Annotated in this window: 24 protein-coding genes; 5 read left to right on the forward strand and 19 right to left on the reverse strand. The window is 75.3% G+C overall.

Going from position 1 to position 24,054, the window contains the following annotated elements; genetic code table 11:
• Positions 1-6: 6 nt before the first annotated feature.
• From ACLE50_RS06830 to ACLE50_RS06850, 5 genes are read right to left on the reverse strand one after another with little or no spacing between them, the layout of a single operon-like run.
• Positions 7-648, reverse strand: coding sequence for a DUF2461 domain-containing protein (locus ACLE50_RS06830; RefSeq protein WP_410942544.1), 642 nt, complete (start codon positions 646-648; stop codon positions 7-9).
• Position 649: 1 nt separating this feature from the next.
• Complete coding sequence (gene lgt / locus ACLE50_RS06835; protein ID WP_410942545.1) at positions 650-1,735, reverse strand: prolipoprotein diacylglyceryl transferase; 1,086 nt, start codon at positions 1,733-1,735, stop codon at positions 650-652.
• 4 nt (positions 1,736-1,739) lie between these two features.
• Positions 1,740-2,585 carry an indole-3-glycerol phosphate synthase TrpC gene (trpC, locus tag ACLE50_RS06840; RefSeq protein WP_410942546.1) on the reverse strand — a complete coding sequence of 282 codons (846 nt, stop codon included), beginning with the start codon at positions 2,583-2,585 and terminating at the stop codon, positions 1,740-1,742.
• A gap of 60 nt (positions 2,586-2,645) precedes the next feature.
• Positions 2,646-3,287, reverse strand: coding sequence for a Trp biosynthesis-associated membrane protein (locus ACLE50_RS06845; protein WP_410942547.1), 642 nt, complete (start codon positions 3,285-3,287; stop codon positions 2,646-2,648).
• Complete coding sequence (locus tag ACLE50_RS06850; RefSeq protein WP_410942548.1) at positions 3,284-4,909, reverse strand: anthranilate synthase component I; 1,626 nt, start codon at positions 4,907-4,909, stop codon at positions 3,284-3,286. Before ACLE50_RS06850 ends, ACLE50_RS06845 begins: the two co-directional genes overlap by 4 nt.
• A gap of 55 nt (positions 4,910-4,964) precedes the next feature.
• Here ACLE50_RS06850 and ACLE50_RS06855 point away from each other — a divergent pair, with 55 nt between their 5' ends.
• Positions 4,965-5,591, forward strand: a complete 627-nt coding sequence (locus ACLE50_RS06855; RefSeq protein WP_410942549.1) for a TetR/AcrR family transcriptional regulator — start codon at positions 4,965-4,967, stop codon at positions 5,589-5,591.
• Here ACLE50_RS06855 and ACLE50_RS06860 read toward each other — a convergent pair.
• Positions 5,549-6,199 (reverse strand): response regulator transcription factor, encoded by a 651-nt coding sequence (locus tag ACLE50_RS06860; RefSeq protein ID WP_410942550.1) that lies wholly within the window; start codon positions 6,197-6,199, stop codon positions 5,549-5,551. The genes ACLE50_RS06855 and ACLE50_RS06860 overlap by 43 nt on opposite strands.
• Before the next feature lie 10 nt (positions 6,200-6,209).
• Positions 6,210-7,604 (reverse strand): sensor histidine kinase, encoded by a 1,395-nt coding sequence (locus ACLE50_RS06865; RefSeq protein ID WP_410942551.1) that lies wholly within the window; start codon positions 7,602-7,604, stop codon positions 6,210-6,212.
• A 108-nt stretch (positions 7,605-7,712) separates the two neighbouring features.
• On the opposite strand from ACLE50_RS06865, the gene ACLE50_RS06870 reads away from it, so the two are divergent.
• Both ACLE50_RS06870 and ACLE50_RS06875 read left to right on the forward strand, forming a co-directional pair.
• A complete protein-coding gene (locus tag ACLE50_RS06870; RefSeq protein ID WP_410942552.1) occupies positions 7,713-8,666 on the forward strand; it encodes a hypothetical protein in 954 nt (317 codons plus the stop codon).
• Positions 8,667-8,781: 115 nt separating this feature from the next.
• Positions 8,782-9,714: an oxygenase MpaB family protein gene (locus tag ACLE50_RS06875; protein ID WP_410942553.1), complete on the forward strand. Its 933-nt coding sequence runs from the start codon at positions 8,782-8,784 to the stop codon at positions 9,712-9,714.
• A 33-nt stretch (positions 9,715-9,747) separates the two neighbouring features.
• On the opposite strand, the gene ACLE50_RS06880 is transcribed toward ACLE50_RS06875, so the two are convergent.
• The 8 genes from ACLE50_RS06880 to ACLE50_RS06915 all read right to left on the reverse strand — a co-directional run bounded on the left by ACLE50_RS06880 (position 9,748) and on the right by ACLE50_RS06915 (position 17,384).
• On the reverse strand, positions 9,748-9,939 hold the full coding sequence (locus tag ACLE50_RS06880) for a hypothetical protein (RefSeq protein WP_410942554.1): 192 nt from the start codon (positions 9,937-9,939) through the stop codon (positions 9,748-9,750).
• 119 nt (positions 9,940-10,058) lie between these two features.
• Positions 10,059-10,439 (reverse strand): phosphoribosyl-AMP cyclohydrolase, encoded by a 381-nt coding sequence (hisI, locus tag ACLE50_RS06885; RefSeq protein ID WP_410942555.1) that lies wholly within the window; start codon positions 10,437-10,439, stop codon positions 10,059-10,061.
• Positions 10,436-11,209: an imidazole glycerol phosphate synthase subunit HisF gene (hisF, locus tag ACLE50_RS06890; protein WP_410942556.1), complete on the reverse strand. Its 774-nt coding sequence runs from the start codon at positions 11,207-11,209 to the stop codon at positions 10,436-10,438. Before hisF ends, hisI begins: the two co-directional genes overlap by 4 nt.
• Positions 11,209-11,958: a bifunctional 1-(5-phosphoribosyl)-5-((5-phosphoribosylamino)methylideneamino)imidazole-4-carboxamide isomerase/phosphoribosylanthranilate isomerase PriA gene (gene priA / locus ACLE50_RS06895; protein WP_410942557.1), complete on the reverse strand. Its 750-nt coding sequence runs from the start codon at positions 11,956-11,958 to the stop codon at positions 11,209-11,211. Before priA ends, hisF begins: the two co-directional genes overlap by 1 nt.
• 51 nt (positions 11,959-12,009) lie before the next feature.
• A complete protein-coding gene (locus tag ACLE50_RS06900; RefSeq protein WP_410942558.1) occupies positions 12,010-13,491 on the reverse strand; it encodes a CitMHS family transporter in 1,482 nt (493 codons plus the stop codon).
• A gap of 145 nt (positions 13,492-13,636) precedes the next feature.
• Positions 13,637-14,269, reverse strand: coding sequence for an imidazole glycerol phosphate synthase subunit HisH (hisH, locus tag ACLE50_RS06905; protein ID WP_410942559.1), 633 nt, complete (start codon positions 14,267-14,269; stop codon positions 13,637-13,639).
• A gap of 20 nt (positions 14,270-14,289) precedes the next feature.
• Positions 14,290-16,614 (reverse strand): FtsX-like permease family protein, encoded by a 2,325-nt coding sequence (locus ACLE50_RS06910; protein WP_410942560.1) that lies wholly within the window; start codon positions 16,612-16,614, stop codon positions 14,290-14,292.
• On the reverse strand, positions 16,611-17,384 hold the full coding sequence (locus tag ACLE50_RS06915; RefSeq protein ID WP_410942561.1) for an ABC transporter ATP-binding protein: 774 nt from the start codon (positions 17,382-17,384) through the stop codon (positions 16,611-16,613). Before ACLE50_RS06915 ends, ACLE50_RS06910 begins: the two co-directional genes overlap by 4 nt.
• Before the next feature lie 109 nt (positions 17,385-17,493).
• On the opposite strand from ACLE50_RS06915, the gene ACLE50_RS06920 reads away from it, so the two are divergent.
• Together ACLE50_RS06920 and ACLE50_RS06925 are read left to right on the forward strand one after the other, a co-directional pair.
• Positions 17,494-18,678 (forward strand): sensor histidine kinase, encoded by a 1,185-nt coding sequence (locus ACLE50_RS06920; RefSeq protein WP_410942562.1) that lies wholly within the window; start codon positions 17,494-17,496, stop codon positions 18,676-18,678.
• Positions 18,669-19,334: a response regulator transcription factor gene (locus tag ACLE50_RS06925; RefSeq protein WP_410942563.1), complete on the forward strand. Its 666-nt coding sequence runs from the start codon at positions 18,669-18,671 to the stop codon at positions 19,332-19,334. The genes ACLE50_RS06920 and ACLE50_RS06925 overlap by 10 nt, the downstream gene beginning before the upstream one ends.
• 24 nt (positions 19,335-19,358) lie before the next feature.
• Here ACLE50_RS06925 and hisB read toward each other — a convergent pair whose 3' ends face one another.
• Genes hisB through ACLE50_RS06945 form a run of 4 tightly spaced genes read right to left on the reverse strand, consistent with a single transcriptional unit; the run spans position 19,359 to position 24,001 of the window.
• Positions 19,359-19,958 (reverse strand): imidazoleglycerol-phosphate dehydratase HisB, encoded by a 600-nt coding sequence (hisB, locus tag ACLE50_RS06930; protein ID WP_410942564.1) that lies wholly within the window; start codon positions 19,956-19,958, stop codon positions 19,359-19,361.
• A 1-nt stretch (position 19,959) separates the two neighbouring features.
• Positions 19,960-21,078: a histidinol-phosphate transaminase gene (locus tag ACLE50_RS06935; protein WP_410942565.1), complete on the reverse strand. Its 1,119-nt coding sequence runs from the start codon at positions 21,076-21,078 to the stop codon at positions 19,960-19,962.
• Positions 21,075-22,418 (reverse strand): histidinol dehydrogenase, encoded by a 1,344-nt coding sequence (gene hisD, locus ACLE50_RS06940; RefSeq protein WP_410942566.1) that lies wholly within the window; start codon positions 22,416-22,418, stop codon positions 21,075-21,077. The genes ACLE50_RS06935 and hisD overlap by 4 nt, the downstream gene beginning before the upstream one ends.
• 32 nt (positions 22,419-22,450) lie before the next feature.
• Complete coding sequence (locus ACLE50_RS06945; protein WP_410942567.1) at positions 22,451-24,001, reverse strand: hypothetical protein; 1,551 nt, start codon at positions 23,999-24,001, stop codon at positions 22,451-22,453.
• Positions 24,002-24,054 lie beyond the last annotated feature (53 nt).

The raw sequence follows: 24,054 nt of genomic DNA on the forward strand, positions 1-24,054 counted from the left end.
GCCCGATCAGCGGCGCCGCGGCAGCTCCGACGGGCCGACGTGGTCGTCGAGCCACTCGGTGACCGGCCGGGCGGCCCGCCAGACCCGCCGCACGCGGTCGCGCGCGCCGGGGCCGTGCAGCACGTCGTCGGGCGCCCAGCGCCGGGAGACGAACAGTCCCTTGTGCCGCAGCAGGTCCAGCCGCGGGTGGTCCGGGTCGGTGCCGCGCGGGCGGGTCCGCAGGGTCTCCCCGCCGACGGTCAGGCCGGTCCGCTCGGCCTCGGCGAGGCGGGCGCGGAGGTCCTCGCCGCGGCGCTCGTCGTCGACGGCGGTGCGGTAGCGGGTGAGCTGGTCGGGCGCCATGGCGTAGTAGCCGCCCGCGGCGAGCAGCCCCTCGGCGGACACCTCGGCGTAGAACGGCGGGGTGAAACCACCGCAGTGCGTCTTGTACGGCGTCTTGTCGTGGGAGAACCGCACGTCGCGGTACGGGCGGAAGACCTTGCCCGCGCCGAACTCGGGTTCGAGGTCGGCGAGCAGCGCGATCATCGGGCCGCGGACGTCGGCCTCGTACTCGGCGCGGTGGTCGGTCCAGTAGGCCTTGGAGTTGTCGGCGAGCAGGCCGTCGTAGAACTCGACGGCGCCGTCGCCGAAGCCGGAGAACGACGGCACGTCAGGAGTCGCCGGCGCCCTCGCGGGCGGTGCCGGCCGGGGCGCTGCCGGGGCTGCCGGTGTCCTCGGTGCTGCCGGTGCTGCCGGTGCTGCCGGCGTTGTCGGGGCTGCCGGTGCTCCCGGTGCTGCCGGTGCTGCCGGTGCTGCTTCCGGGGCCGTCGGCGCTGCCGGTGCCGGTCCCGTCCGGGTCACCCGCGCCGGGGTCGTCGGGGGTCACCGGAGGCTGCTCGCGGCCCCGCTTCGCGAGCGCCAGGTAGGCCGCTGCGGCGAGGAACACGACGACGGAGACGACGACGTTGATCCGCAGGTCACCGAACACCCGGGTGGCCGGGTCGGTGCGCATGATCTCGATGAAGAACCGGCCGAGGGTGTAGCCGGCGACGTAGACGGCGAACGTACGGCCGTGCCCGAGCCGGAACCGCCGGTCGGCCCACACCACGAGCACCGCGACGAGCAGGTTCCAGATCAGCTCGTAGAGGAACGTGGGGTGCACGACGGCGATCGGGGTGTGGTCGAGCGCGACCCCGGCGAGCGGGTCCTCGGCGCCGGTCGCGGGGTCGACGCGGCGGTAGATCTCCAGACCCCAGGGCAGCGTCGTCGGGCCGCCGTGCAGCTCCTGGTTGAACCAGTTGCCGAGCCGCCCGATCGCCTGGGCGACGACGATCCCGGGCGCGACGGCGTCGGCGAACAGCGGCAGCGGGACTCCGGCCTTGCGGCAGCCGATCCAGGCGCCGACCGCGCCGAGCGCGACCGCGCCCCAGATGCCGAGGCCGCCGTTCCAGATCTCCAGTGCGCCCCACGGGTTCCCGCCCGGCCCGAAGTAGGTCCGCCAGTCGGTCGCGACGTGGTACAGCCGTCCGCCGACGAGGCCGAACGGCACCGCCCACACGGCGACGTCGAGCACGGTCCCGGCCGGGCCGCCGCGGGCGACCAGGCGCCGCTCGCCCCACCACAGGGCGACGACGATGCCGGCGATGATGCAGAGCGCGTAGGCCCGGATCGGGATCGGGCCGAGGTGCCAGACGCCCTGGTCGGGACTGGGGATGTTCGCGGGGAGCAGTGCGGGGAGCACAGCGGCGGTGGGCACGCGCTCAGGCCCGGCTGCAGGACGGGTGGAACCCGGCCGCGACGAGGCCGCGCACGGCCGCCGCGGGGTCCCCGCTGGTGACCAGGCCCTCGCCGACGAGCACCGCGTCGGCGCCCCAGCCGGCGTAGGTCAGCAGGTCGCCGGGGCCGCGGACGCCGGACTCGGCGACCCGCAGGACGTCCGAGGGCAGGCCGGGGGCGATCTCGCCGAACACCGAGCGGTTCACCTCGAGGGTGTGCAGGTTGCGCGAGTTGACGCCGATGAGCTTGGCACCGGCCTCCAGCGCGCGGTCGCACTCCTCCTCCGTGTGCACCTCGACCAGCGGGGTCATCCCGAGCGACTCGACGCGGTCGAGCAGCGACTCGAGCACCGGCTGCTCCAGCGCGGCGACGATCAGCAGGACGACGTCCGCGCCGTGCGCGCGCGCCTCGTGGACCTGGTACGGCGTGACGATGAAGTCCTTGCGCAGCAGCGGGACGTCGACGCGGGCGCGGACGGCGTCGAGATCGGCGAGCGAGCCGCCGAAGCGCCGCTGCTCGGTCAGGACGCTGATCACGCGGGCGCCGCCGTCGGCGTAGATCTCCGCGAGCTCGGCGGGGTCGGGGATGTCGGCCAGCGCACCCTTGGACGGGCTGGCGCGCTTCACCTCGGCGATGACGCCGACGCCCGGGCTGCGCAGCGCGGCCATCGCGTCCCGCGGGGCGGGTGCAGCGGCGGCGCGGCGCTTGATCTCGTCGAAGTCGACGGCCTTCTCGCGCTCGGCGAGGTCGGTACGGACGCCCTCCACGATGGACGCCAGCACGCTCGGCACGCCTCCCGTGGCTCCGTCGTGCCCGCTCGCTGTGGCCATCGCGTCGATTCCTCCTCCGCTCACACGCCGCTCTGCCGCTCGCGCCATGCTAGAACTCGGTCAGCTCTCGCCCTCACGCGGGCGGACCGTGGGGTCCCCACCCGCGTCGAGGCTCTCCCAGGCCGCACGGTCGGGATCGGCGGGCGCGGTCTCCTTGCGGGCTCCGGGGGCGTCGTAGCGCGACCCCAGCTTCGGCAGCCGCGGCTCCCGCACCACCAGCAGGACCGCGGCGGCGAACGCGACGACCGCACCGGCCACCGCGAGCCACGGCGCCGCCGTACCGGCCACCGGCCCGACGCCCTGCGGGGCGCCGCCGGTGTTGAGCCCGGCCCGGGCCGAGGCCAGCTCGGCGGCGGTCGGCGGGACCGTCATCAGGTGCACGGTCAGCACCAGCGCGGCGACCGAGGCCAGCCCGACCAGCCCACCGAGGATCCGGCGGGCGATCCCGGAGAGCGCGACGAGCGCGGCGACCGCGGCCAGCAGCAGCGCCGCGACCGCGGTGAGCGCCGGCTGCAGCTGCGCCCCGGTGGCGGACGCCTGCACCGTGCCGCGGGTCGGTGTGGGGACGTCGACGGTGAACCAGGCCAGCGCGCCGGAGCCCCACAGCGCCGCGGCGCCGGCGAGCTGCCCGACGACGACCAGGCCGTAGGACCGCTTGTCGTCACGCGGCGGGTCCTCGCGCGGCGTGCCGGCGCTGCTCACGTGCGCTCCGCGGCCGGGGACCCCGTCACCTCGTCCGGCGCGGCGAGCGTGCCGGCGGCGGCGATCGCCGACAGCACGGCGCGGGCCTTGTTGAGGGTCTCGGTGTCCTCGGCCGCCGGGTCGGAGTCGGCGACGATTCCGCCGCCGGACTGCACGTAGGCCGTGCCGTCACGGATCAGCGCGGTACGGATCGCGATGGCGGTGTCGGCGTTCCCGGCGAAGTCGAGGTAGCCGACGATGCCGCCGTAGAGCCCGCGCCGGGTCGGTTCGAGGCGGTCGATGACCTGCATGGCGCGCACCTTCGGCGCGCCGGACAGGGTTCCGGCCGGGAAGCAGGCGACGACGGCGTCGAACGCGGTGCGGTCCTCGCGCAGCAGGCCGGTCACCGTCGAGACCAGGTGCATGACGTGGGAGTACCGCTCGACCTCGAAGAAGTCGACGACCTTGACCGTGCCGGGCTCGCACACGCGGCCGAGGTCGTTGCGACCCAGGTCGACGAGCATGAGGTGCTCGGCGCGTTCCTTCTCGTCGGCGCGCAGGTCCTTCTCCAGGAACCGGTCCTCCTCCTCGGTCGCGCCGCGCCAGCGGGTGCCCGCGATGGGATGCGTCGTGGCGCGCCGGTCGAGCACGCTGACCAGCGCCTCCGGGCTGGATCCGACGATGGAGAACGGCGGCCCGCCCGCGGCGTCGTCGAGGTGGAACAGGTACATGTACGGGCTCGGATTGCTGGTCCGCAGCACCCGGTACACCTCGAGCGGGTCGGCCTCGCACGGCATCTCGAAGCGCTGCGACAGCACGATCTGGAACGCCTCGCCGGCCCGGATCTGCTCCTTGGCGTCCTCGATCGCGGCGTGGTGCTCGGCCGGGGTGCGGCGGCGCAGGAACTCCGGCTCGCCCGGCCGGTAGACCGAGACGGTGCTCGGCGCGGGTGCCGCGAGCTCGCCGGTCATCCGGTCGAGGCGGGCGACGGCGTCGTCGTAGGCCTGGTCGACGCGTTCGTCGGTGGCGTCCCAGTTGATCGCGTTCGCGATGAGGGTGACGGTGCCCTCGTGGTGGTCGAGCGCGGCCAGGTCGGTGGCCAGCAGCATCACCAGCTCGGGCAGCTGCAGGTCGTCGACGGCGGGGTCGTCGGGGTCGGCGATGCGCTCCACCCGGCGGACGATGTCGTAGCCCAGGTAGCCGACCATCCCGCCGGTCAGCGGCGGCAGTCCGGGCAGCGGCTCGGAGTGCAGCTCGGTGACGACGGTGCGCAGCGCCTCGAGCGGGTCACCGGAGGTCGGGAGCCCCTCGGGAACTCCGCCGATGCTCGTTCCGCCTGCGCTGCTCTCGGTACCCGTCCAGCGCAGCTCTCCGTCGACCGAGGTGAGCGCGGCGGCGCTGCGGGCACCGACGAACGACCAGCGCGACCAGGACCGGCCGTTCTCGGCCGACTCGAGCAGGAACGTTCCCGAGGCACCCCCGGCGAGCTTGCGGTAGACCCCGACCGGCGTCTCGTCGTCGGCGAGCAGGCGGCGGGTCACCGGGATGACCCGGTGGACCTTCGCCAGCTCACGGAACTCCTCGCGGGTCGGGGTCACCGCGCCGAGGGCGGCCGCGGCCGGGACGGGCGTGGCGCTGGTCATGGTCGTCATTCTCCCCGACCGCGACCGGGGCCGGCCGCGGGGTGAAGATGGAGTCGTGAACGCCGCACCCGATCCCGCGCCGCGCCGCCGCGGGCGCCGCTCCGGCGGGACCGACACCCGCTCCGGCCTGCTCGACGCCGCCCGCGCCGAGTTCGCCGAGCGCGGTTTCGAGGGGGCGACCGTGCGCCGGATCGCCGAGCGCGCCGGGGTGGACCCGGCGATGGTCAACCACTGGTTCGGCGGCAAGGAGAAGCTGTTCACCGCGTCGCTGGAGCTGCCGCTCGACGTGCACCGGGTCCGCGGGACGATCCTCACCGCCGACCCGGACGACATCGGCGAGGCGGTCGTGCGCGGCTTCCTGACCGTGTGGGACGGCGCGGAGGGCGGCGCGATTGCGGCGATGCTGCGCTCGGTCACCGCGCACCCGACGGCGGCGCGGATGCTGCGTGAGTTCATCACCCGGGCGATCCTGCGGCCGGTCGTCGAGCGGGTGTCGCCGGACCGGCACGACGAGCGCGGCGCGCTGGTCGCCTCGCAGCTGATCGGGATCGGGATGATGCGCTTCGTCGTGGGGCTGGAGCCGCTGGCGTCGGCACCGCAGGAGGAGATCGTCGCGGCCGTCGGGCCGACGGTGCAGCGCTACCTGACCGGGAACCTGGGGTCGACGAACCCGGACTCGTAGGCCCGGACGACGGCCTGGGTGCGGTCCCGCGCGCCGGTGCGGGCCAGCACGCTGCTGACGTGGGTCTTCACCGTCTCGACGCCGAGGTGCAGCTCCGCGGCGATCTCGGCGTTGGACAGGCCGCGGGCCATGGCGCGCAGCACCTCGCCCTCCCGTCCGGTGAGCCCGGCCCCGGCGAGCCCGTCCCCGCCCCCGGCGAACCCGGCGACGAGCTCACGGACCGCGGCCGGGAACAGCAGCGACTCCCCCGCCGCGACGGTGTGCACGGCACGGACGACGTCGCGCGGCGGAGTGCGTTTGAGCAGGAACCCCGACGCGCCGGCGCGCAGGGCGTCGTAGACGTACCGGTCGTGGCCGAACGTGGTCAGCACCAGCACCCGCGGCGGATCCGGGCGGCGCAGCACGGCGCGGGTGGCGGTGATGCCGTCGACGGTGGGCATGCGGACGTCCATCAGGACGACGTCCGGGCGCAGCCGCTCGACCAGTCCGGGCACCTCGGCGCCGTCGGACGCCTCACCGAGCACGGCGAGATCGGGGTCGGCGCCGAGGACGGCGAGCAGCCCGGTGCGGATGAGCTCCTCGTCGTCGACCAGCAGCAGCCCGATCATGGTCCCGGTCCTACCGGGCCGGGCGGGTGTCGTCGTCGTGCCGCGCCGGTGACGCGGCCCAGCTGGTCCGGTCGGAGCAGTGCGGTGCCGCCGTGGGGAGTACGGCGTGCAGGACCCAGTCGGTGCTGCCGGTGCTGTCGGGGCCGGCCGTGAGGGTGCCGCCGAGCGGGGTGACGCGGTCGGCGGCACCGGTGAGCCCGCGCCCGCCGACGCGACGCCCACCGCTGCTCTGCTCACCGCCCCGGGAGCGGCGCGGGTTGCGGACCGTCAGCTCGACCGCGGTTCCGGTGCGGCGCAGCGTGACCGATGCCGAGCCGGTGCCGTGGCGCAGTGCGTTGGTGAGGCCTTCCTGGACGAGCCGGTAGATCTCGCGGGAGACGGGGCCCGGGATCGCGGTCAGGTCGTCGAGATCGGTACGCAGGGCGAGTCCGGCGGTGCGGGCGCCGTCGAGGAGGTCGTCCAGCATGCGGAGGTCGCGGACCGGCGAGGCGCCGTCCGCCCCGCCCCGGTCCGCGCCGCGTCCGCCAGGTGCCCGGTCGTCCCTCCCGGCCGGCCCGGACTCACGGGGCTCGGCGGTCCCGTCGGTCCCGTCGGCTCCCTGGGTGTGCAGCAGCCCGAGGACGTGGTCGAGGTCGTCGAGGGCCGCCCGGCCGGTGCGGGCGATCGCCTCCAGCGCCGTCCGGGCGAACGCGGGGTCGGAGTCCAGCAGCTCCGCCGCCGCGCCCGCCTGCAGGGTGGTGACGGTGAGCGCGTGCCCGACCGAGTCGTGCAGCTCCCGGGCGAGCCGGGCGTGCTCGGCGTCGCGGGCGGCGGCCCTGCGGGTGCGGTCCAGCTCGTCGGCGAGCCGCTCGGCCGGGGTCGGGCCGAGGAACCACGGCGCGACCCGGGCCTGGGCGGCGCCGAGCAGCACCGGGACCGCGCCCGCGACCAGCAGCAGGACCGGCCCGAGGATCGGCGCCCACCAGGCACCGGCGCCGGTCGGGAAACCCGGGTAGGCGACCCACGGTGCCGTGATCAGCCCGATCGCCTGCGGGATCCCGGCGAGCAGCGCCGACGCCGCGAGCAGGCCCACCGCCATCCCGAGCAGCACCCAGAGCGCGCCGCGCAGCCGCCCGCCGCGCGGAGTACGCCGGTCCGGGAGGGGGGTGTCGGGCAGAGGGCAGGCGTCGAGCAGGGTGCGGGCGGCGGCGACGGCCAGCTCCCGCACCCCCGGCAGCACCAGAACGCCGAGCCCGCCGGCGACCGCGGGCACCGTCAGCAGCACGGTGACGAGCGCGCTGTCGCTCTCCTGCCCGGTCCGGACCAGCACCCAGCCGAGCCCGAGGTAGGGCAGCAGGACGGCCGCGCCGAGCAGCGCGTGCAGCGCCCGCCGCGCGGCCGTTCCGGCGGCCCGTCCCCTGGTCACGGGGGAATCGTCGCAGATCAGCAGGGTTCCGCGGCTCCCTCGCGGGAGGGAGGCGGTCCCCACGCGGGCGGGATCCGGCGACGACGGCGCCGCAGCACGCTCGACGGCATGACCTTCACACCGCTGTCCACCCGGGCGACCGGTTCCACACCGGTCCGCCACCGCGCCCTCGCCCTCCGGCGGGCCCTCGGCGTCGCCGCGGCGCTCGGCACGCTGCCCTACCTCGGCCTCAAGTGCGCCTGGCTGACCGGCGCCGCCGTCGGCGTCACCGACGCGGCGCTGCTCACGAGCGGGTCGATGCGGGTGCTGAACGCGGTGACCGTCGTGCTCGACCTGTGCGTCGTCGTCCTCGCGGCGGCTCTCGGCTCGCGCCGCGCCGGCCGGATCCCCGCGCTCGCCGTGCTGTTGCCCGCCTGGGTGGCGACCGGGCTGCTGCTGCCGATGGTGGTCACGTTCCCGCTCACCATGCTCGCCGGCGGGCCGGCCGCGTCGGTCGGGCTCCAGCCGTGGGTGCGGCCGCTGGTCTACGGCGGTTTCGCCTGGCAGGGGCTCTGCCTGCTCGCCGCGTTCGCGGTGTACGCGGCCGACCGCTGGCGGGACCGGCTGCGCCGCCCGGCCCCCGTGGACACCGCCGTCCGGCCGCTCCTGCACGCCACCGCCGGTGGTGGCGCCGTGCTCGGTGTGCTCGCCGCCGGACTGCTCATGGTGTCCGGTGCAGGCAGCGGATCGGGGGTTCTCGTGATCGTCGCCGCACTGGACGCCGGGTTCGGGCTCGCCGGGGTGGTCGCGGTGGTGCGGCTGGCCCGCGGCCGTGGCTCGGCGGCCGTGGTGGTCACGGCGTGGGCCGGCACGGCGGTGCCGTTCGCGAACGGGCTCTGGTCTGCGGTGACGACGATGGGCGCCACCGCGCTGTCCGGGTCCGGGGACCCCGCGCAGGGGCTCGCACAGCTGTGCGGGCTGCTCGGCGGGTTCGCCCTCGCCGTCGCCGGGCTCCTGGCCGTCGGCGGCAGCAGTGTCGTGGAATCGTCGTGGAGTCCGGCGCCACGGGAGCCGGGGCCGTGAATCCGGGCACCGCACGACCGGGCGGCATGGAGTCCGGCGCGGCGGGATCGGTTGCCGCACAGGGAGCCGGGATCGACCGGTCGCCGACCGCCCGGACCGGCCGCACACTGGGGTGATGGCCGACCTCACCGCCGTCGCCGACTACGTCCCCGACGCCGTCACCGCCCGGCTCGCGGCACTCCGGTCCCAGGTCGGGCAGGCGGTGTTCTCCCGGGTCGCCGGCGACGAGGGTGCCGGTCGCCGCAGGCGCATCCTCGGCGCCGAGGGTCCCCGCTGGTTCGACGACGACGCCGCGATCCGCCGCGTCCACGGCGACGCCTCGATGTTCATCGGCGGTCTGCGCGCGCTGCTGCTCCAGTCGCTGCACCCGCTGGCGATGGCCGGGGTCGCCGGGCACTCCGGTTTCCGCGGCGACCCGTGGGGACGGCTGCAGCGCACCTCGTACTTCCTGGCCGCGACGACGTTCGGCCCCGCCGACGAGGCCGACCGCGTCATCGCCGCGATCAAGCGCGCCCACTCCTACGTCCACGGCACCGCCCCCGACGGGCGCCCCTACTCCGCGTCGGATCCGCACCTGCTGCGCTGGGTGCACATCGCCGAGATCGACAGCTTCCTGTCCGCGCACGACCGCTACGGCGGCGAGCCCCTCGACCCGGCCGGGCGCGACGCCTACGTCGCCGACACCGCGCGGGTCGCCCGTGAGCTCGGCATCCCGGACCCGCCGGAGACCACCGCGGAGCTGGCCGCGCAGATCGCGGCGTACCGGCCGGAGCTGCGCGGCACCCCGGAGGCCCGCGACGCGGCGAAGTTCCTGCTGTGGGAGCCGCCGCTGCCGCTCGCCGCCCGGGTGCCCTACGGCGTGCTCGCCGCCGCGTCGGTCGGGCTGCTGCCCCGCTGGGCGCGGACACCCCTGCGGCTGCCGTGGCTACCGGTCACCGAGGCGACCGCCGTACGTGCCGGCGGGATGCTGATCACCGCAGGGATCCGCTGGGTGACCAGCGCGCCCCGGGAACCCACGCCCCCGCCGATGCCGCCGGTGCACGCCTGACCCGCAGCGGACCGCGCGCCGGGTGCCGCGGGGTCAGAGACCGCCGCCGCCGGCGAGCCGGGTGGCCACGTAGGTCCGTTCCTGCTCCAGACGCCGGGCCTCGGCGTCGGACAGGGACTCCGGGATCGGGTCCGTGTCGTGCTCGGCCACCCACTGGTCCGGGCGGATGGGCTCGGGCATCGTCCGCCAGCGCGCCCGCGGATCGGTGTCGTCGTCAGGCTCCATGTGCCGACGATGCCGTGCGGCGCAGGCCTCGGCAAGTGGGCCGATGGGGTCGGCCCCCGGTCACGCTGCGTCGGTGTGCATGGTTCAGGCGCCGTCCCTGGCGAGCAGGACGTCGGTGTTCAGGCGCCGCCCCTGGCGAGCAGGACGTCGGTGTCGAAGCAGGTCCGGGTGCCCGTGTGGCAGGCCGGCCCCTCCTGGTCGACGACGACCAGCACCGCGTCGCCGTCGCAGTCCAGCCGGACCTCGCGCACGTGCTGCACGTGCCCGGACGTGCCGCCCTTGACCCAGTACTCCTGCCGCGACCGCGACCAGTACGTGCCACGGCCGGTGGTCAACGTCCGGTGCAGCGCCTCGTCGTCCATCCAGCCCACCATCAGCACCTCACCGGCGCCGGACTGCACGACCGCGCAGACCAGCCCGTCGGCGTCGCGCTTGAGTCGCGCGGCGATGGCGGGGTCGAGCGCGGACTCGAACGGACGAACCCGCTCGGAGACGCTCATCGGACCTCCACTCCCCCGGCGCGCATCGCGTCCTTGACCTCCCCGATCCGCAGCGTGCCGAAGTGGAAGACGCTCGCGGCCAGCACCGCGTCCGCCCCGGCCTGCACGGCGGGCACGAAGTCGTCGACCGAACCGGCGCCGCCGGAGGCGATCACCGGGACGTCGACGACCTTGCGCACCGCCTCGATCAGCTCGATGTCGAACCCGGCGCGGGTGCCGTCGGCGTCCATCGAGTTCAGCAGGATCTCCCCGACGCCGAGCTCCTGGCCGCGCCGGGCCCACTCGACGGCGTCGATCCCGGCCGAACGACGGCCGCCGTGCGTGGTGACCTCGAACCCGGACGGCTGCGGCGCCTCCCCCTCGGGGACACGCCGCGCATCGACCGACAGCACGATGCACTGCGACCCGAACCGGCGCGACATCTCGTGCAGCAGCTCCGGGCGCGCGATCGCCGCGGTGTTCACGCTGACCTTGTCCGCACCGGCACGCAGCATCCGGTCGACGTCGTCGGGAGTCCGGATGCCGCCGCCCACGGTCAGCGGGATGAACACCTGCTCGGCGGTGCGGCGCACCACGTCGATCATCGTGCCGCGCTCGGACGACGACGCGGTGACGTCGAGGAACGTCAGCTCGTCGGCACCCTCGGCGTCGTAGACCCGGGCCATCTCGACCGGGTCGCCCGCATCGCGCAGCTCCTTGAAGTTCACGCCCTTGACCACCCGGCCGTCGTCGACGTCCAGGCACGGGATGACGCGCACGGCGACGCCCATCAGGCACCCACCTTCGCGACCGCGGCCAGCGCGTCGGGCAGGGTGAAGCGGCCCGCGTAGAGCGCCTTGCCGACGATCGAGCCCTCGATGTTCACGCCGGTCGCGGCGACCTCGGCGAGCCGGGTCAGGTCCTCGATCTCGGAGATCCCGCCGGAGGCGATCACCGGGGCGGTCGTGGCCTGCGCGACCTCGGTGAGCAGCTCGACGTTCGGGCCCTGCAGCGTGCCGTCCTTGGAGACGTCGGTGACCACGTAGCGGGTCGCACCGGCGCCGTCGAGCCGGGCGAGGACCTCCCAGAGGTCGCCGCCGTCGGAGGTCCAGCCGCGGCCGGCGACCCGGCGACGCCCGTCGATCATCTTGACGTCCAGGCCGATCGCGATCTTCTCGCCGTGCTCGGCGAGGACCTTCGCGCACCACTCGGGCTGCTCCAGCGCGGCGGTTCCCAGGTTCAGCCGGGCCGCGCCGGTGGACAGCGCGCGCTCCAGCGAGGCGTCGTCCCGGATGCCGCCGGACAGCTCCACCGACACGTCCAGCTTCCCGACGACCTCGGCGAGCAGCTCGGCGTTCGAGCCGCGACCGAACGCCGCGTCGAGGTCGACCAGATGGACCCACTCGGCGCCGTCGCGCTGCCAGTTCTGGGCGGCGTCGAGTGGCGAGCCGTACCCGGTCTCGGTCCCGGCCTCGCCCTGCACCAGGCGCACGGCCTGACCGTCGACGACGTCCACCGCGGGAAGCAACGTGAAGCTCACCGCCCCAGGGTATCCAGCGGGCCCCGAGCCTCCGCCGGTGCCCGAGCTGCCTCAGATCACGCCGATGGCGACGGCGGCGAGCACCATCAGGATCGAGAAGATCCACATCGGGAGGAACGAGTACTTGATGTGCCGGCCCATCTCCGCGCCGGCCAGGCCCAGCGCCAGCCACACGGCGGCGGTGAACGGGCTGACGTAGGTGCCGATGATGTTGCCGACGACCATCGCCGCGGCGACCGAGGTGCCCTCCACGCCGAACTGCCCGCCGATCTCGACGGCCAGCGGCAGCAGCGCGAAGTAGTACGAGTCGGTGGACAGCGCCAGGTCGAACGGCACCCCGAGCAGGCCGACGATCACGTGCATCTGCGGGCCGATCGACTCCGGCAGCACCGAGACCATGTCGGTGGCCAGCGAGCGAAGCATCCCGGAGTTGTCGAGGATCCCGAGGAAGCTGCCGGCCGCGAGGACGATCGCCCCGGTGCCGAACGCCGGGCCGCCGTGCCGCTTGATGGCGTCCATCTGGTCGGAGACCTTCGGGTGGTTGACCATCAGCGCGACGCTCAGTCCGAGCATGAACACCAGCGCGGGCGGCAGCACGTCGGCGAGCAACAGGCCGATCGTCGTGACGACGATGCCGGCGTTGAGCAGAAGCATCCGGGTCGACGTCGGAGCCGCTCCGGTGTCGGTGATGTCGGTGCCGGCCTCGGTGCCGGCCCCGGTGTCGGTCTCGGTGTCGGTCTCGGCCTCGGTGTCGGTGTCGGTCTCGGTGGTCTCGTGGCTTCCGGTGATCGCGTGGCCGCCGGTGTCCCGGGCGGCTCCGGACGATCCCGCTCCGCCGGTCCCGCCGTCCCGCCCGGCACCGCCGTCACCGTCGGCCGGCAGGAAGCCCTCACCGGCGCCGTCGCCGTCGCCTCGCCTGGCGATCCGCCGCTGTTCCCGCAGCCCGAGCAGCACCGCGGCGGCGACCGCCAGCACCAGGCCGACGATCTGCATCGGGAACAGCGTGCGCCACAGCGCGACCGGGTCCATGCCGAGCACGGCCGCCGCCCGGCCGACCGGCCCCGCCCAGGGCAGCATGTTCATGACACCGAGTGCCAGGCCGAGCAGCAGGAGCAGCAGGTAGGGGCTCATCCGCAGGGCGCGGTACACCGGCAGCATCGCCGGGATGATGATCAGGAACGACGTCGCGCCGGAGCCGTCGAGATGGATCACCGCGGACATCAGGACGGTCGCGACGGCGACCCCGACGACGCTGCCCCGGCTGACCCGCAACATGCCGTTGATCATCGGTTTGAACAGCCCGATGTCGTTCATGATCCCGAAGAACAGGATCGCGAACATCAGCATCGCCGCGACGTCGATCACCGAGGACAGGCCGTCGGCGTAGAACTCACCGATGTCGTCGAGCGTGAACCCGGCGACGAGTGCGCCGGCCACCGGGATGACGGCGAGACCGACGATCGGCGAGATCCGTCCGAGGATCAGCAGCGTCGCGATCGACGCGATGACGAGGAAGCCGACGAGGCTGAGCATGACCACACCCTTGTGTCCGGATTGTCCGTCTCAGGACGGTCCCAGGACGTTCCGGGCAGGTCGAGCTTCTGGTCACCGACGCCGTTGTGGTCCTTGCGGACGCGGTCCGGACCGGGTTCCGGCCGGTGGGTGCGGGACGGGGCCGTCAGCCGACCGTCGACAGCCAGTTCTTCAGCACCGCGGCGCCCTCGTCGCCGGACTTCTCCGGGTGGAACTGGGTCGCCGACAGCGTCCCGTTCTCCACCGCGGCGACGACGTCCTCGCCGTGGTGCGCCCAGGTGACCTTGGGCGGGGCGATGGCGTGCGACTCGGGCAGCACCCACTTGCGCACGCCGAAGGAGTGCACGAAGTAGAAGCGGGCGTCGTCGGGCAGCCCGGCGAACAGCACGCTCTCCTTCGGCGCCCGCACGGTGTTCCAGCCCATGTGCGGCAACACGTCCGCCTGGATCTGCTCGACCGTGCCGGGCCACTCCCCGCAGCCCTCGGTGTCCTCGCCGAACTCGACGCCGCGGTCGAACATGACCTGCATGCCGACGCAGATGCCGAGAACCGGGCGCCCGCCGGCGAGGCGGCGGCCGATGATCTGCGGGCCGCGGACCTCCTTGAGGCCCTTCATGCACGTCGCGAACGCGCCGACGCCGGGGACGACGAGACCGTCGGCCTCGGTCGCGGCGTCGAAGTCGGACGTGACGGTGACGTCCGCCCCGACGCGTTCCAGCGCCCGCTCGGCGGAGCGGAGGTTTCCCGAGCCGTAGTCGAGGACGACGATGCGTGCCACGGGTCCAGGGTAGTCGCGCCTCACCGGCGGGCGACCGCGGCCGCCGTGCCCGCCGCCGTGACCACGCAGAGCCCGCTCGCCAGGGCGAGCACCCCGGGGTCGAGAACCGGTGTCACCGGCACCCCGGTCGCCGACGCGAGCCCGGACGCGACCGCGGCCAGCGGACCTGCCGCGACCAGCACCCCGAGTACCGCCCCCAGCGCCGTGCCCGCCGCCGACTCGGCCGTGGCCAGCCGTATCCGTTGCCCCCCGGTGGCTCCGACGGCAGCCAGTACCGCGCGGTCGGCCCGCCGGGTCAGGGCCGACGCGGCGACCCCGTTGGCGACGGCGAGTGCCCCGTACCCGGCGGACACCGCGACTAGCAGCGCGGCGAGCACGCCGGTGAGGCGGGCGTCGACGGCGTACTCGGCGAGCGCGTAGGCCTGCGCGTCGCGGACGACGGCCCCGGGCGGCAGCGGCTGCGGCACAGCGGTCGCGGGGACGAAGGCGGTGTCGGTGACCGCGGCCGGGTCGTGTGCGCGGACGTCGTCGCGGGCGAGGGCGACGTCGCCGCGACGCTCGTCCGGCGGTGCGACTGCGACACGCAGCTCCCGCGTGGTGCCGTCGGCGAACGTGACCGGGAGCCGTCCACCGGCGCCGACGCCGAGCCGGTCGGCGTAGGGCCCGGACAGCACGACGTCACCGGACCGCAGCCACGACCAGCCTGCGCCGTCCACGGTGGTCGTCCCGGCCGGCCCCCGCGCGGTGAGCACGGTGGGCAGCGGGACCCGGGCTCCGGGCACGTCCAGGGCGCGCGCTGCCGCGTCCGGGAGACCGGGCGCCCCGTCCTGCTCGACGGCGGCCGATCCCGCCAGCACGGCGGTGCGCTGCGCCGGGTAGGCGGCGGCGGTGGTGTCGACGAGCCCGCCGATCAGCACCGCGAACCCGACCGCGACGACGGCCGGGGCCGCGACCGCGGCGGTCCGGGCCGGGGCCGCGGACAGCTCCGCGCGGACCAGGATCCCCGCCGCTCCGCGGCCGAGCAGCAGCCCGGCGGCCCGGCCGAGCGGGCCGACGCACACCGGTGCCAGCAGCGCCGCCGCGACGACCAGCACCGACCCGGCGAGCAGGGCGAGACCGACCCGGCCGTCGCCGTCGGCGCCGACGGCGAGCACCGCCGCCACCGCGCCCCCGGCCAGCGCGATCGCGCCGGTGACGAGCCGGGAGCGGGCGACCCTCCGGACCGCGCCGCGCTCGGTGGCCGCGTCGAGCGGGGCCGCCCGGGACGCCGTACGCGCGGCCACCAGCCCACCGGTCACGGCGAGCAGCAGGCCCGCGGCCGCCGCGGCGAGCAGCGGGCCGGGCACCGCGGGTACCGCGGCCGGGCGGGCTGCGCCTGCGGTCAGCAGCACGTGCTGCAGCACCGGGGCGAGACCGGTCGCGGCGAGTGCCCCCGTCACCGACCCGGCCGGCCCGGCGAGCGCCGCCTCGCCGAGCACGATGCGCCGGACCTGGGCCGGGGTCGCGCCGACGCAGCGCAGCAGCCCCAGCTCGCGGCGGCGTCCGGCGACGGCGGTGGACAGCGCCGACCCGGTGACGACGACCGTGGTCGTACCGGTGAGCAGGCCGAGCGCGAAGAGCATCTGCGTTCCGCGGAACCGGACCCGGGCGTCCTGCACCGGCTCGACGGCACCACGGTCGTCGCCGGTCAGCACGCTCGCCCCGGCCGGCAACGCCCCGGGCCGCAGCAGGCCGGGCGGCACCGCTCCGAGCACCCCGATCGTCCGCACGCCGGGCGCGAGGCGGGCCGCCTCGGCGTCGGACACGTGGACGCCGGGGGCGTCGGTGACGCCGGTGACCCGCACGTCGCGGAGCGCGTCCGGGAACAGCACCGGCAGTGTCGCCCCGGGTGCGACGCCGAGCGCCCGGTCCACGACGGCCTCGCCCGGTGCCCGGGGTTCGGTCCCGCTGATCCGGTGGCCGCCGAGCGCCAGGCTCGCGACGCCGTGCCCGCCCTCGCGGTCGTCGGGGTCCCCGGCCGCCCGGCCGCCGGGCATCGGGACGGCGGGGAACGACCGGTCCGGTACGGCCGCGGTCACGCCGGGATCGGCCGCGATCCGTGCCGCGAGCGCGCCCGCCGCGGCGCCGGTCCACGGGATCCGCCCGTCCGAGCGCGGTGCCGCCTGCCGGTCCGCCGGTGGGGCCACGACCAGCGCGGACGTCGCCGCGAACCGGTCGGCGACCGGTGGGCGGGCGGCGAGCGCGACGAGTCCCACCGCCCCCAGCAGCCCGACGCCGACGGCGACGGCGAGCGCCACCGCCACGAGCTCCCGCCACCGGGTCCGCAGGTTTGCCCAGGCGATCACCGGGCACCTCCGGCGATCGATCCGGTGGCCTCGGCGAGCCGCAGCCCGATCGCGGCCGCGGTGTCCGTCCCGCCGACCGGTCCGGGCGCGGCGAACCGGTCGTGGACGCGGCCGTCGCGCAGGACGACCACCTCGTCGGCGTGCGCGGCCGCCCACGGGTCGTGGGTGACCAGCAGCGTCGTCGTGCCGCGGGTGTCGGTGGCCCGGCGCAGCAGCGCCAGCACGGTCGCCGACGCCGCCGAGTCCAGCGCCCCGGTCGGCTCGTCGGCGAACAGGACCTCCGGCCCGCTGAGCAGGGCGCGGGCGATCGCGACGCGCTGCTGCTGGCCTCCGGAGAGCTGCCCGGGCCGGTGCCCGGCGCGGTCGGCGAGCCCGACCTCGGCCAGCGCGGCGGCGACCGCGCCCGCCGGCACGCGGCGTCCGGCGAGGCGGCCCGGCAGTGCCACGTTCTGCGCCGCGGTCAGCGAGGCGACGAGGTTGAACGCTTGAAACACCACACCGATCCGGTTGCGGCGCAGCACGGTGCGCCGCCGCTCGGACAGTGCGGTGAGGTCGGTGCCGCCGAGCAGCACGCGTCCCGACGTCGGCCGGTCCAGCCCGGCAGCGCAGTGCAGCAGGGTGGACTTGCCGGATCCGGACGGCCCCATGACCGCGGTGACGGTCCCGGGGTCCAGGGCGAGGTCGACGTCGTCGAGGGCGGTCACCGGAGTGGCGCCGCCGGTGTCGTGGACGCGGCGCAGCGCGTCCAGCCGCAGGGCTGGTTCGGTCATGACCCGATCCGACCGCGGGCGCGGTGTCCGGCGCGGTCACCCGCACGGGACAGCTGAGGTAGCCCTGGCACTACCGCGGCCGGGCCGCCGATCTCCTACGTTGCGGGGTGTGCGGATCGCGACGGCCTGGCAGGCCATGGACCAGCGGCCGCTGCGGTTCCTCGCGACGCCGTGGCCGTGGCGGTCGCTCGCCTACCTGCTGACGGGTGCGGCGCTGGGTGCCGTGCTGGTCGGGGCGTTCGCCGTCCCGGCGTCCGGGCTGGTGCTCGGCGGGACGATCACCGCGGTGGTGACGGCGGTGCTGCTGGTCGCGGCGGTCCTCGCCGCAGGGCCGCTGCTGGGGCGCCTCGAGCGTCACCGGCTCCGGCTCGTCGACGACGACCGGCTAGCCACCCCGGGACGCGGCTCCTTCTGGCGGGCCCCGGCGACCTGGCGGGAGATCGGGTTCGGGCTGCTGGCCGCCACCGGTCTGGCCGGCCTGGACGCGCTGGTGCTCGGGGTCGTGTTCGTGCTGCCGGTGCTGCTGTTCGTCTCGCCCGCCGACGACCCGGCCGCGTGGCCGCTGGTGATCCTCGGGGTGCTGCTGCTCGGGGCGGCACCGTGGACGGTCACCGCGTGGGCCGGAGCCCGGGCGACGCTGACCCGGACCGTGCTCGGCCCCCGCGACGGCGAGCTGGGCGCGGAGATCACCGAGGTGCGGCGTCTGGTGAGCGCGTTCGAGTCCGAGCGGTCCCGGATCGAGCGGGACCTGCACGACGGCGCCCAGCAACGGCTCGTCGCCCTGGGCATGACACTCGGCCTGGCCCGCCTCGACGTCCCCGACGACTCCCCCGCCGCCGCCCGCGTCGACGACGCCCGGGACCAGCTCGGCGTCACGCTCGCGGAGCTGCGCGATCTGGTCCGCGGCCTCGACCCGGCGCAGCTGGCCGACCACGGTCTGGCCGCCGCCGTCGCCGAGCGGGCCCGCCGCTGCCCGCTCCCGGTGCAGGTGGACCTCCCGCTGCCCGAGCGGCTGCCGCCGCGGGTGGCGACGACGGCGTACTTCGTCATCGGCGAGGCGCTGACCAATGCCGTGCGGCACAGCGGCGCCACGGTGGTCGCGGTGCGCGGCAGGGTGCACGCCGGGCAGGTCGTGCTGGAGGTCGGCGACGACGGCCACGGCGGCGCCGACGCGGATGCCGGCACCGGTCTCGCCGGGCTGGCCGAACGGGTCGCCGTCGCCGGCGGGCGGATGCGGCTGTCCAGCCCGGCCGGCGGGCCGACGTTGCTGCGGGTGGAGCTGCCGTGCGGGTGACCGTCGCCGAGGACGCCGCGCTCATGCGGGCCGGGCTGGTCGCGCTGCTGGAACGGTTCGGGCACGAGGTCGTCGCCGCCGTCGGGGACGCCCCGGCGCTGATCGGGGCGGTCGGGCGCGACCGGCCGGACCTGGTGCTGGCCGACGTCCGGATGCCGCCGGGCCACACCGACGACGGCCTGCGCGCCGCCGTCGCGCTGCGTGCGGCCGACCCCGGGCTACCGGTGCTGGTGCTGTCCCAGTACGTGGAGCCGGCCGCCGCGGAGGCGCTGCTCGACAGCGGCTCCGGCAACGGCGGCTCCGGCGGTGACGGGGTCGGCTACCTGCTCAAGGACCGGGTCGCCGACGTGACCGCGTTCGCGACCGCGCTCGAGCGGGTCGCAGCCGGCGGGACCGTGCTGGACCCCGAGGTCGTCGCCCGGCTGGTCCGGCGCCGCCGCGACCCGGTCGGCCGGCTGTCCCCGCGCGAACACGAGGTGCTCGGCCTGATGGCGCAGGGGCGTTCGAACACCGAGATCGCCGCCGAGCTGGTGCTGTCCGACGCCGCGGTGAACAAGCACGTCCGGGCGGTGTTCACCAAGCTCGACCTGCCTGCCGAGACCGCCGGGCACCGCCGCGTGCTCGCGGTGCTGGCCTGGCTGCGGTCGGGCGGGTGAGTCGTCGGGCCGCCACTCCGGCGGCTACAGCGCGCCCTTGGTGCTGGGCACGCCGGTGACCCGCGGGTCGTCCTCGGTCGCGGCCCGCAGCGCCCGGGCGACGGCCTTGAACTCGGCCTCGGTGATGTGGTGCGGGTCCCGGCCGTCGAGCACCCGCACGTGCAGGGCCAGCTGCCCGTGGAAGGCCAGCGACTCGAACACGTGCTTGTTCAGCACCGTCGGGTAGTGCCCGCCGACGACGAAGCCGCGCATCATCTCCGGCTCGCCGGTGCACACCGTGTAGGGCCGCCCGGACACGTCGACGACGGCCTGGGCCAGCGCCTCGTCCATCGGGATCCAGGCGTCGCCGAACCGCCGGATGCCCTTCTTGTCCCCCAGCGCCTGGTGCAGCGCCTGGCCGAGCACGATCGCGACGTCCTCGACGGTGTGGTGCGCGTCGATCTCGATGTCGCCGTCGGCGTGCACCGACAGGTCGAACGAGCCGTGCTTGCCGAACGCGTCCAGCATGTGGTCGAAGAACGGCACGTGCGTGTCGATGTCGGTCTTGCCGGTGCCGTCGAGGTCGATCTCGACGGTGATCCGGGTCTCCTTGGTGACGCGCTCGACGCGTCCGATCCTGCTCACGTCACAGCTCCTGGGTCGCGAGGTCGGTGGCGGCCTTGAGGAACACGTCGTTCTCCTCGGGAGTGCCGAGGGTGACGCGCAGCCGCCCGGGAATGCCGTTGTCCCTGATCAGCACGCCCCGCTCGAGGAAACCGCGCCAGGCGCGGTCGGCGTCGGCGAAGCGGCCGAACAGGATGAAGTTGGCGTCGGAGGGAACCACGTCGTAGCCGGCGGCGACGAGTTCGGCCGACACCCGGTCCCGCTCGGCGGCCAGCAGCGCCACCGAGCCGAGGGTGGCGTCGGCGTGGCGCAGCGCTGCCCGCGCGGACGCCTGGGCCAGCACCGACAGGTGGTACGGCAGCCGGACCAGCTGCAACGCGTCGATGACGGCCGGCGCGGCGGCCAGGTAGCCCAGCCGGCCGCCGGCGAACGCGAACGCCTTGCTCATCGTGCGGGACACCACGAGCTTGTCGCCGTGCTCGGCGAGCAGCGTCGTGGCGCTGGGCCGTCCGGTGGCCTCGGCGAACTCGGCGTAGGCCTCGTCGACGATCACCATGCCGGGCGCGGCCTCGACCAGGCGCGCCAGGTCCTGCGGCGCGATGGACTGGCCGGTCGGGTTGTTCGGGCTGGTCACGAACGTGATGTCCGGACGCTTCTCGGCGAGCAGCGCGACCGCGGCGTCGACGTCGAGGGAGAAGTCCTCCCGGCGCGGGACCGCGACGAACTCGGTCTGCGTGCCCGAGGAGATGATCGGGTGCATCGAGTAGCTCGGCACGAAGCCCAGCGCGGTGCGCCCCGGCCCGCCGAACGCCTGCAGCAGCTGCTGGATGATCTCGTTGGACCCGTTGGCGGCCCAGAGGTTGCGCTCGGACAGCTCGACGCCGGTCTGCCGCGTCAGGTACGCGGCCAGGTCGGTGCGCAGCGCGACGGCGTCGCGGTCGGGGTAGCGGTGCAGCTCACGTGCCGCCTCCTCCACCGCCGCGGCGACGTCGGCGACCAGCTCCGGCGGCGGCGGGTACGGGTTCTCGTTGGTGTTGAGCCGCACCGGGACGTCGAGCTGCGGCGCCCCGTACGGCGTCTCGCCGCGCAGATCCTCGCGCAGCGGCAGGTCCTCCAGCCGGACGTTCTCCCCGGGGATCACGAGCGGGCCTCCTCGAATCGCGCGGACACGGCCTCGCCGTGCGCGGGCAGGTCCTCGGCGTCGGCGAGGGTGACGACCTGGCCGGCGACGTCGCGCAGCGCCTGCTCGGAGTAGTCGACGACGTGCACGCCGCGCAGGAACGTCGCGGTGGACAGCCCACCGGAGTGCCGCGCGCAGCCCCCGGTCGGGAGTACGTGGTTGGACCCGGCGCAGTAGTCGCCCAGCGAGACGGGCGCGTACGCCCCGACGAAGATCGCGCCGGCGTTGCGGACGCGGGCCGCGTCGGCGGCGGCGTCGCGGGTCTGGATCTCCAGGTGCTCTGCGGCGTAGGCGTCGACCACGGCGATGCCGTCGTCGACAGAGCCGACCAGGATCACCCCGGACTGCGGGCCGGACAGCGCGGTGCGGACCCGCTCGGTGTGCTTGGTGGCCGCGACCCTGCTCGTGAGCTCGGCCTCGACCGCCTCGACGAGCTGCTCCGAGGTGGTGACCAGCACCGACGCCGCGTTCGGGTCGTGCTCGGCCTGCGAGATCAGGTCGGCGGCGACGTGCGCGGGGTCCGCGGTGTCGTCGGCCAGGATCGCGATCTCGGTGGTGCCGGCCTCGGCGTCGATCCCGACGACGCCGCGCAGCATCCGCTTCGCGGCGGTCACGTAGATGTTGCCCGGCCCGGTGACCATGTCGACCGGCTCCAGCTCCGCGCCGTCGGTGTCGGTGCCGCCGTGGGCGAGCAGGGCGACGCACTGCGCACCGCCCACGGCCCACACCTCGTCGACGCCGAGCAGCGCGGCCGCGGCCAGGATCGTCGGGTGCGGGCGGCCGCCGAACTCGGCCTGCGGCGGCGACGCGACGACCAGCGACTCGACGCCCGCGGCCTGCGCCGGAACCACGTTCATGATCACCGACGACGGGTAGACGGCCAGGCCACCGGGTGCGTAGAGCCCGACCCGGCGCACCGGGACGAACCGCTCGGTGACGGTGCCGCCGGGCACCACCTGGGTCACCACGTCCGGCCGGCGCTGCTCCTCGTGCACCGTCCGGGCGCGCTCGATCGAGGTCTCCAGCGCCTCGCGGACGCCCGGGTCGAGGTCGCGCAGCGCGTCGGCGAGCGCCGCGGCGGGCACCCGGACGGTCTCCGGGCGAACCTTGTCGAAGCGCTCCGTGGCGTCCAGCGCGGCCTCGGCACCGTGCTCGGCGACGGCCTCGACCAGCGGGCGGACGGCGTCGATCGCGCCGTCGACGTCCATCTCGGCGCGCGGCATCATGCCGCGCAGCGTGGCCGGACGGGGCAGCGGATCCCCGTTCGACGCGGTCGGTCGCAGGTCGAGGCGGCGGAGCATGCCCCTCAGGGTACGGGCGGGGACCGACAGGATCAGCGGGAGGGATTGACCGGCACCAGGATCACGTTCTTGCGCCCGGACCAGGGTGTCCCCACGTTCACGCCGTCCGGATGCCATCCCTTGCGCATGACCAGCTTCGTCGTCGCGTGCACGTACGGCGCCGGCTGCAGCCAGCGGTAGTTGACGTCGAGCAGTGCCGCCTCGACCGGCCCGGCCGCGGCCCGCTGCTTCGCGATCCGGGCCAGCATCGGGGCGCGTTCGGACAGCGAGTCGTCGATCGCACAGCGGTCCCCGCAGAAATACGCCAGTGTCCCCAGCTCCCCCGCACTGCCGACCTTCCCCTGCAGGTAGGAGGCGATGTAGGCGTACTGCGCGGGGGTGGCCCAGTTCGACTCGATCGGTGACACCGTCCACGGGGTGCCGTGGTCGAGGTCGAAGGACGCGCCCGCAATCACCAGCACCGCGAGTGCCCCCGCCACGACGGCCCGGACGACGGCGCCGCCGAGTGCTCCGGCCGACCAGGCGGCGAGCACGGTCAGCGCGCCGATCGCGGGGCCGTAGTACCAGTGGAACGGCGCCGTGCCGAGTGCCGCGAACGCCACCACGTGCGCCACCGCGCCGGCTCCGAGGACGGTGACCGCAGCGCCGCCAGGGCGCCGCGCGAGCAGCCAGCCGAGCCCGCCGAGGATCCCGGCCGCGGCGGTGAGCAGGGCCAGCGTCGTCGCCGTCGGGAAGACGCGGTCGTAGGTCTCGAGGCCGTTGGTGAACGTGGTGTGGCCCCAGCTCGAGCCGACCTTCCACAGCACGGTGTCCGGCACGATCGACCCGAGGACCACCCAGGACACCAGGTACCAGGGCAGTGACACCGCCAGCGCCGCGGCGACCGTCGTGAGCAGCCGGCGGCGGAAGGCGGGCACGGCGAGCGCCGCGACGGCGGCGACCACCACCAGGTCCGGCCGGGTGAGCGCGAGCAGCCCGCACAGCACCCCTCCGAGCACGACCCGGCGGGCGACGGCGGCGTAGGCGAGCCCGACGAGCAGGGTGATCGCCAGGTAGGTCTCCAGGCCGACCGTCGAGAGCAGCAGCGGGTTCGTGACCAGCAGCGGGACCGGCAGCGCTGCGGTCCACCGCGGCCACCCGAGCTCGTCGGCGACACCACGGGACCACACAGTGACCAGCGCGGCGAGCCCGGCGAGCACGATCCCGGCGGCGAGCACCGCGTCCCGGACGACGACGGTCACCGCCGCCTGCACCAGTACGTTCAGCGGTGAGGTGGCGGTGTGCGAGATGCCGTCGAGGTTGGCGCCCCAGTGCCCGTGGAACGCGAGGTTCCGGACGTAGGTCAGGGTGATGTAGGCGTCGTCGACGAGTGCACCGCGGACCAGCAGGAACGCGACGTAGGCGAGCAGCGCGGCGGCGGCCGGGAGCAGCAGCGGGCGGACCCGGGCGGCAGCGCGGCCGGGCGGGCGCGGGGGTGCCGGCCACGGCTGCCCGGCCCGTTCCCACGGCGCAGGACGACGCGGCGCCGGTACCCGGTGCCGCCCCCGTTCCCACGTCGCCGGGCGGTGCAGAACGCTGACCACCGACGCAGTCTTGCATCACTGTGTTGCCAAGTCGTGTCACTTCGCACGACTTT

Source organism: Pseudonocardia phyllosphaerae (assembly GCF_046546475.1).
Lineage (GTDB): Bacteria > Actinomycetota > Actinomycetes > Mycobacteriales > Pseudonocardiaceae > Pseudonocardia > Pseudonocardia phyllosphaerae.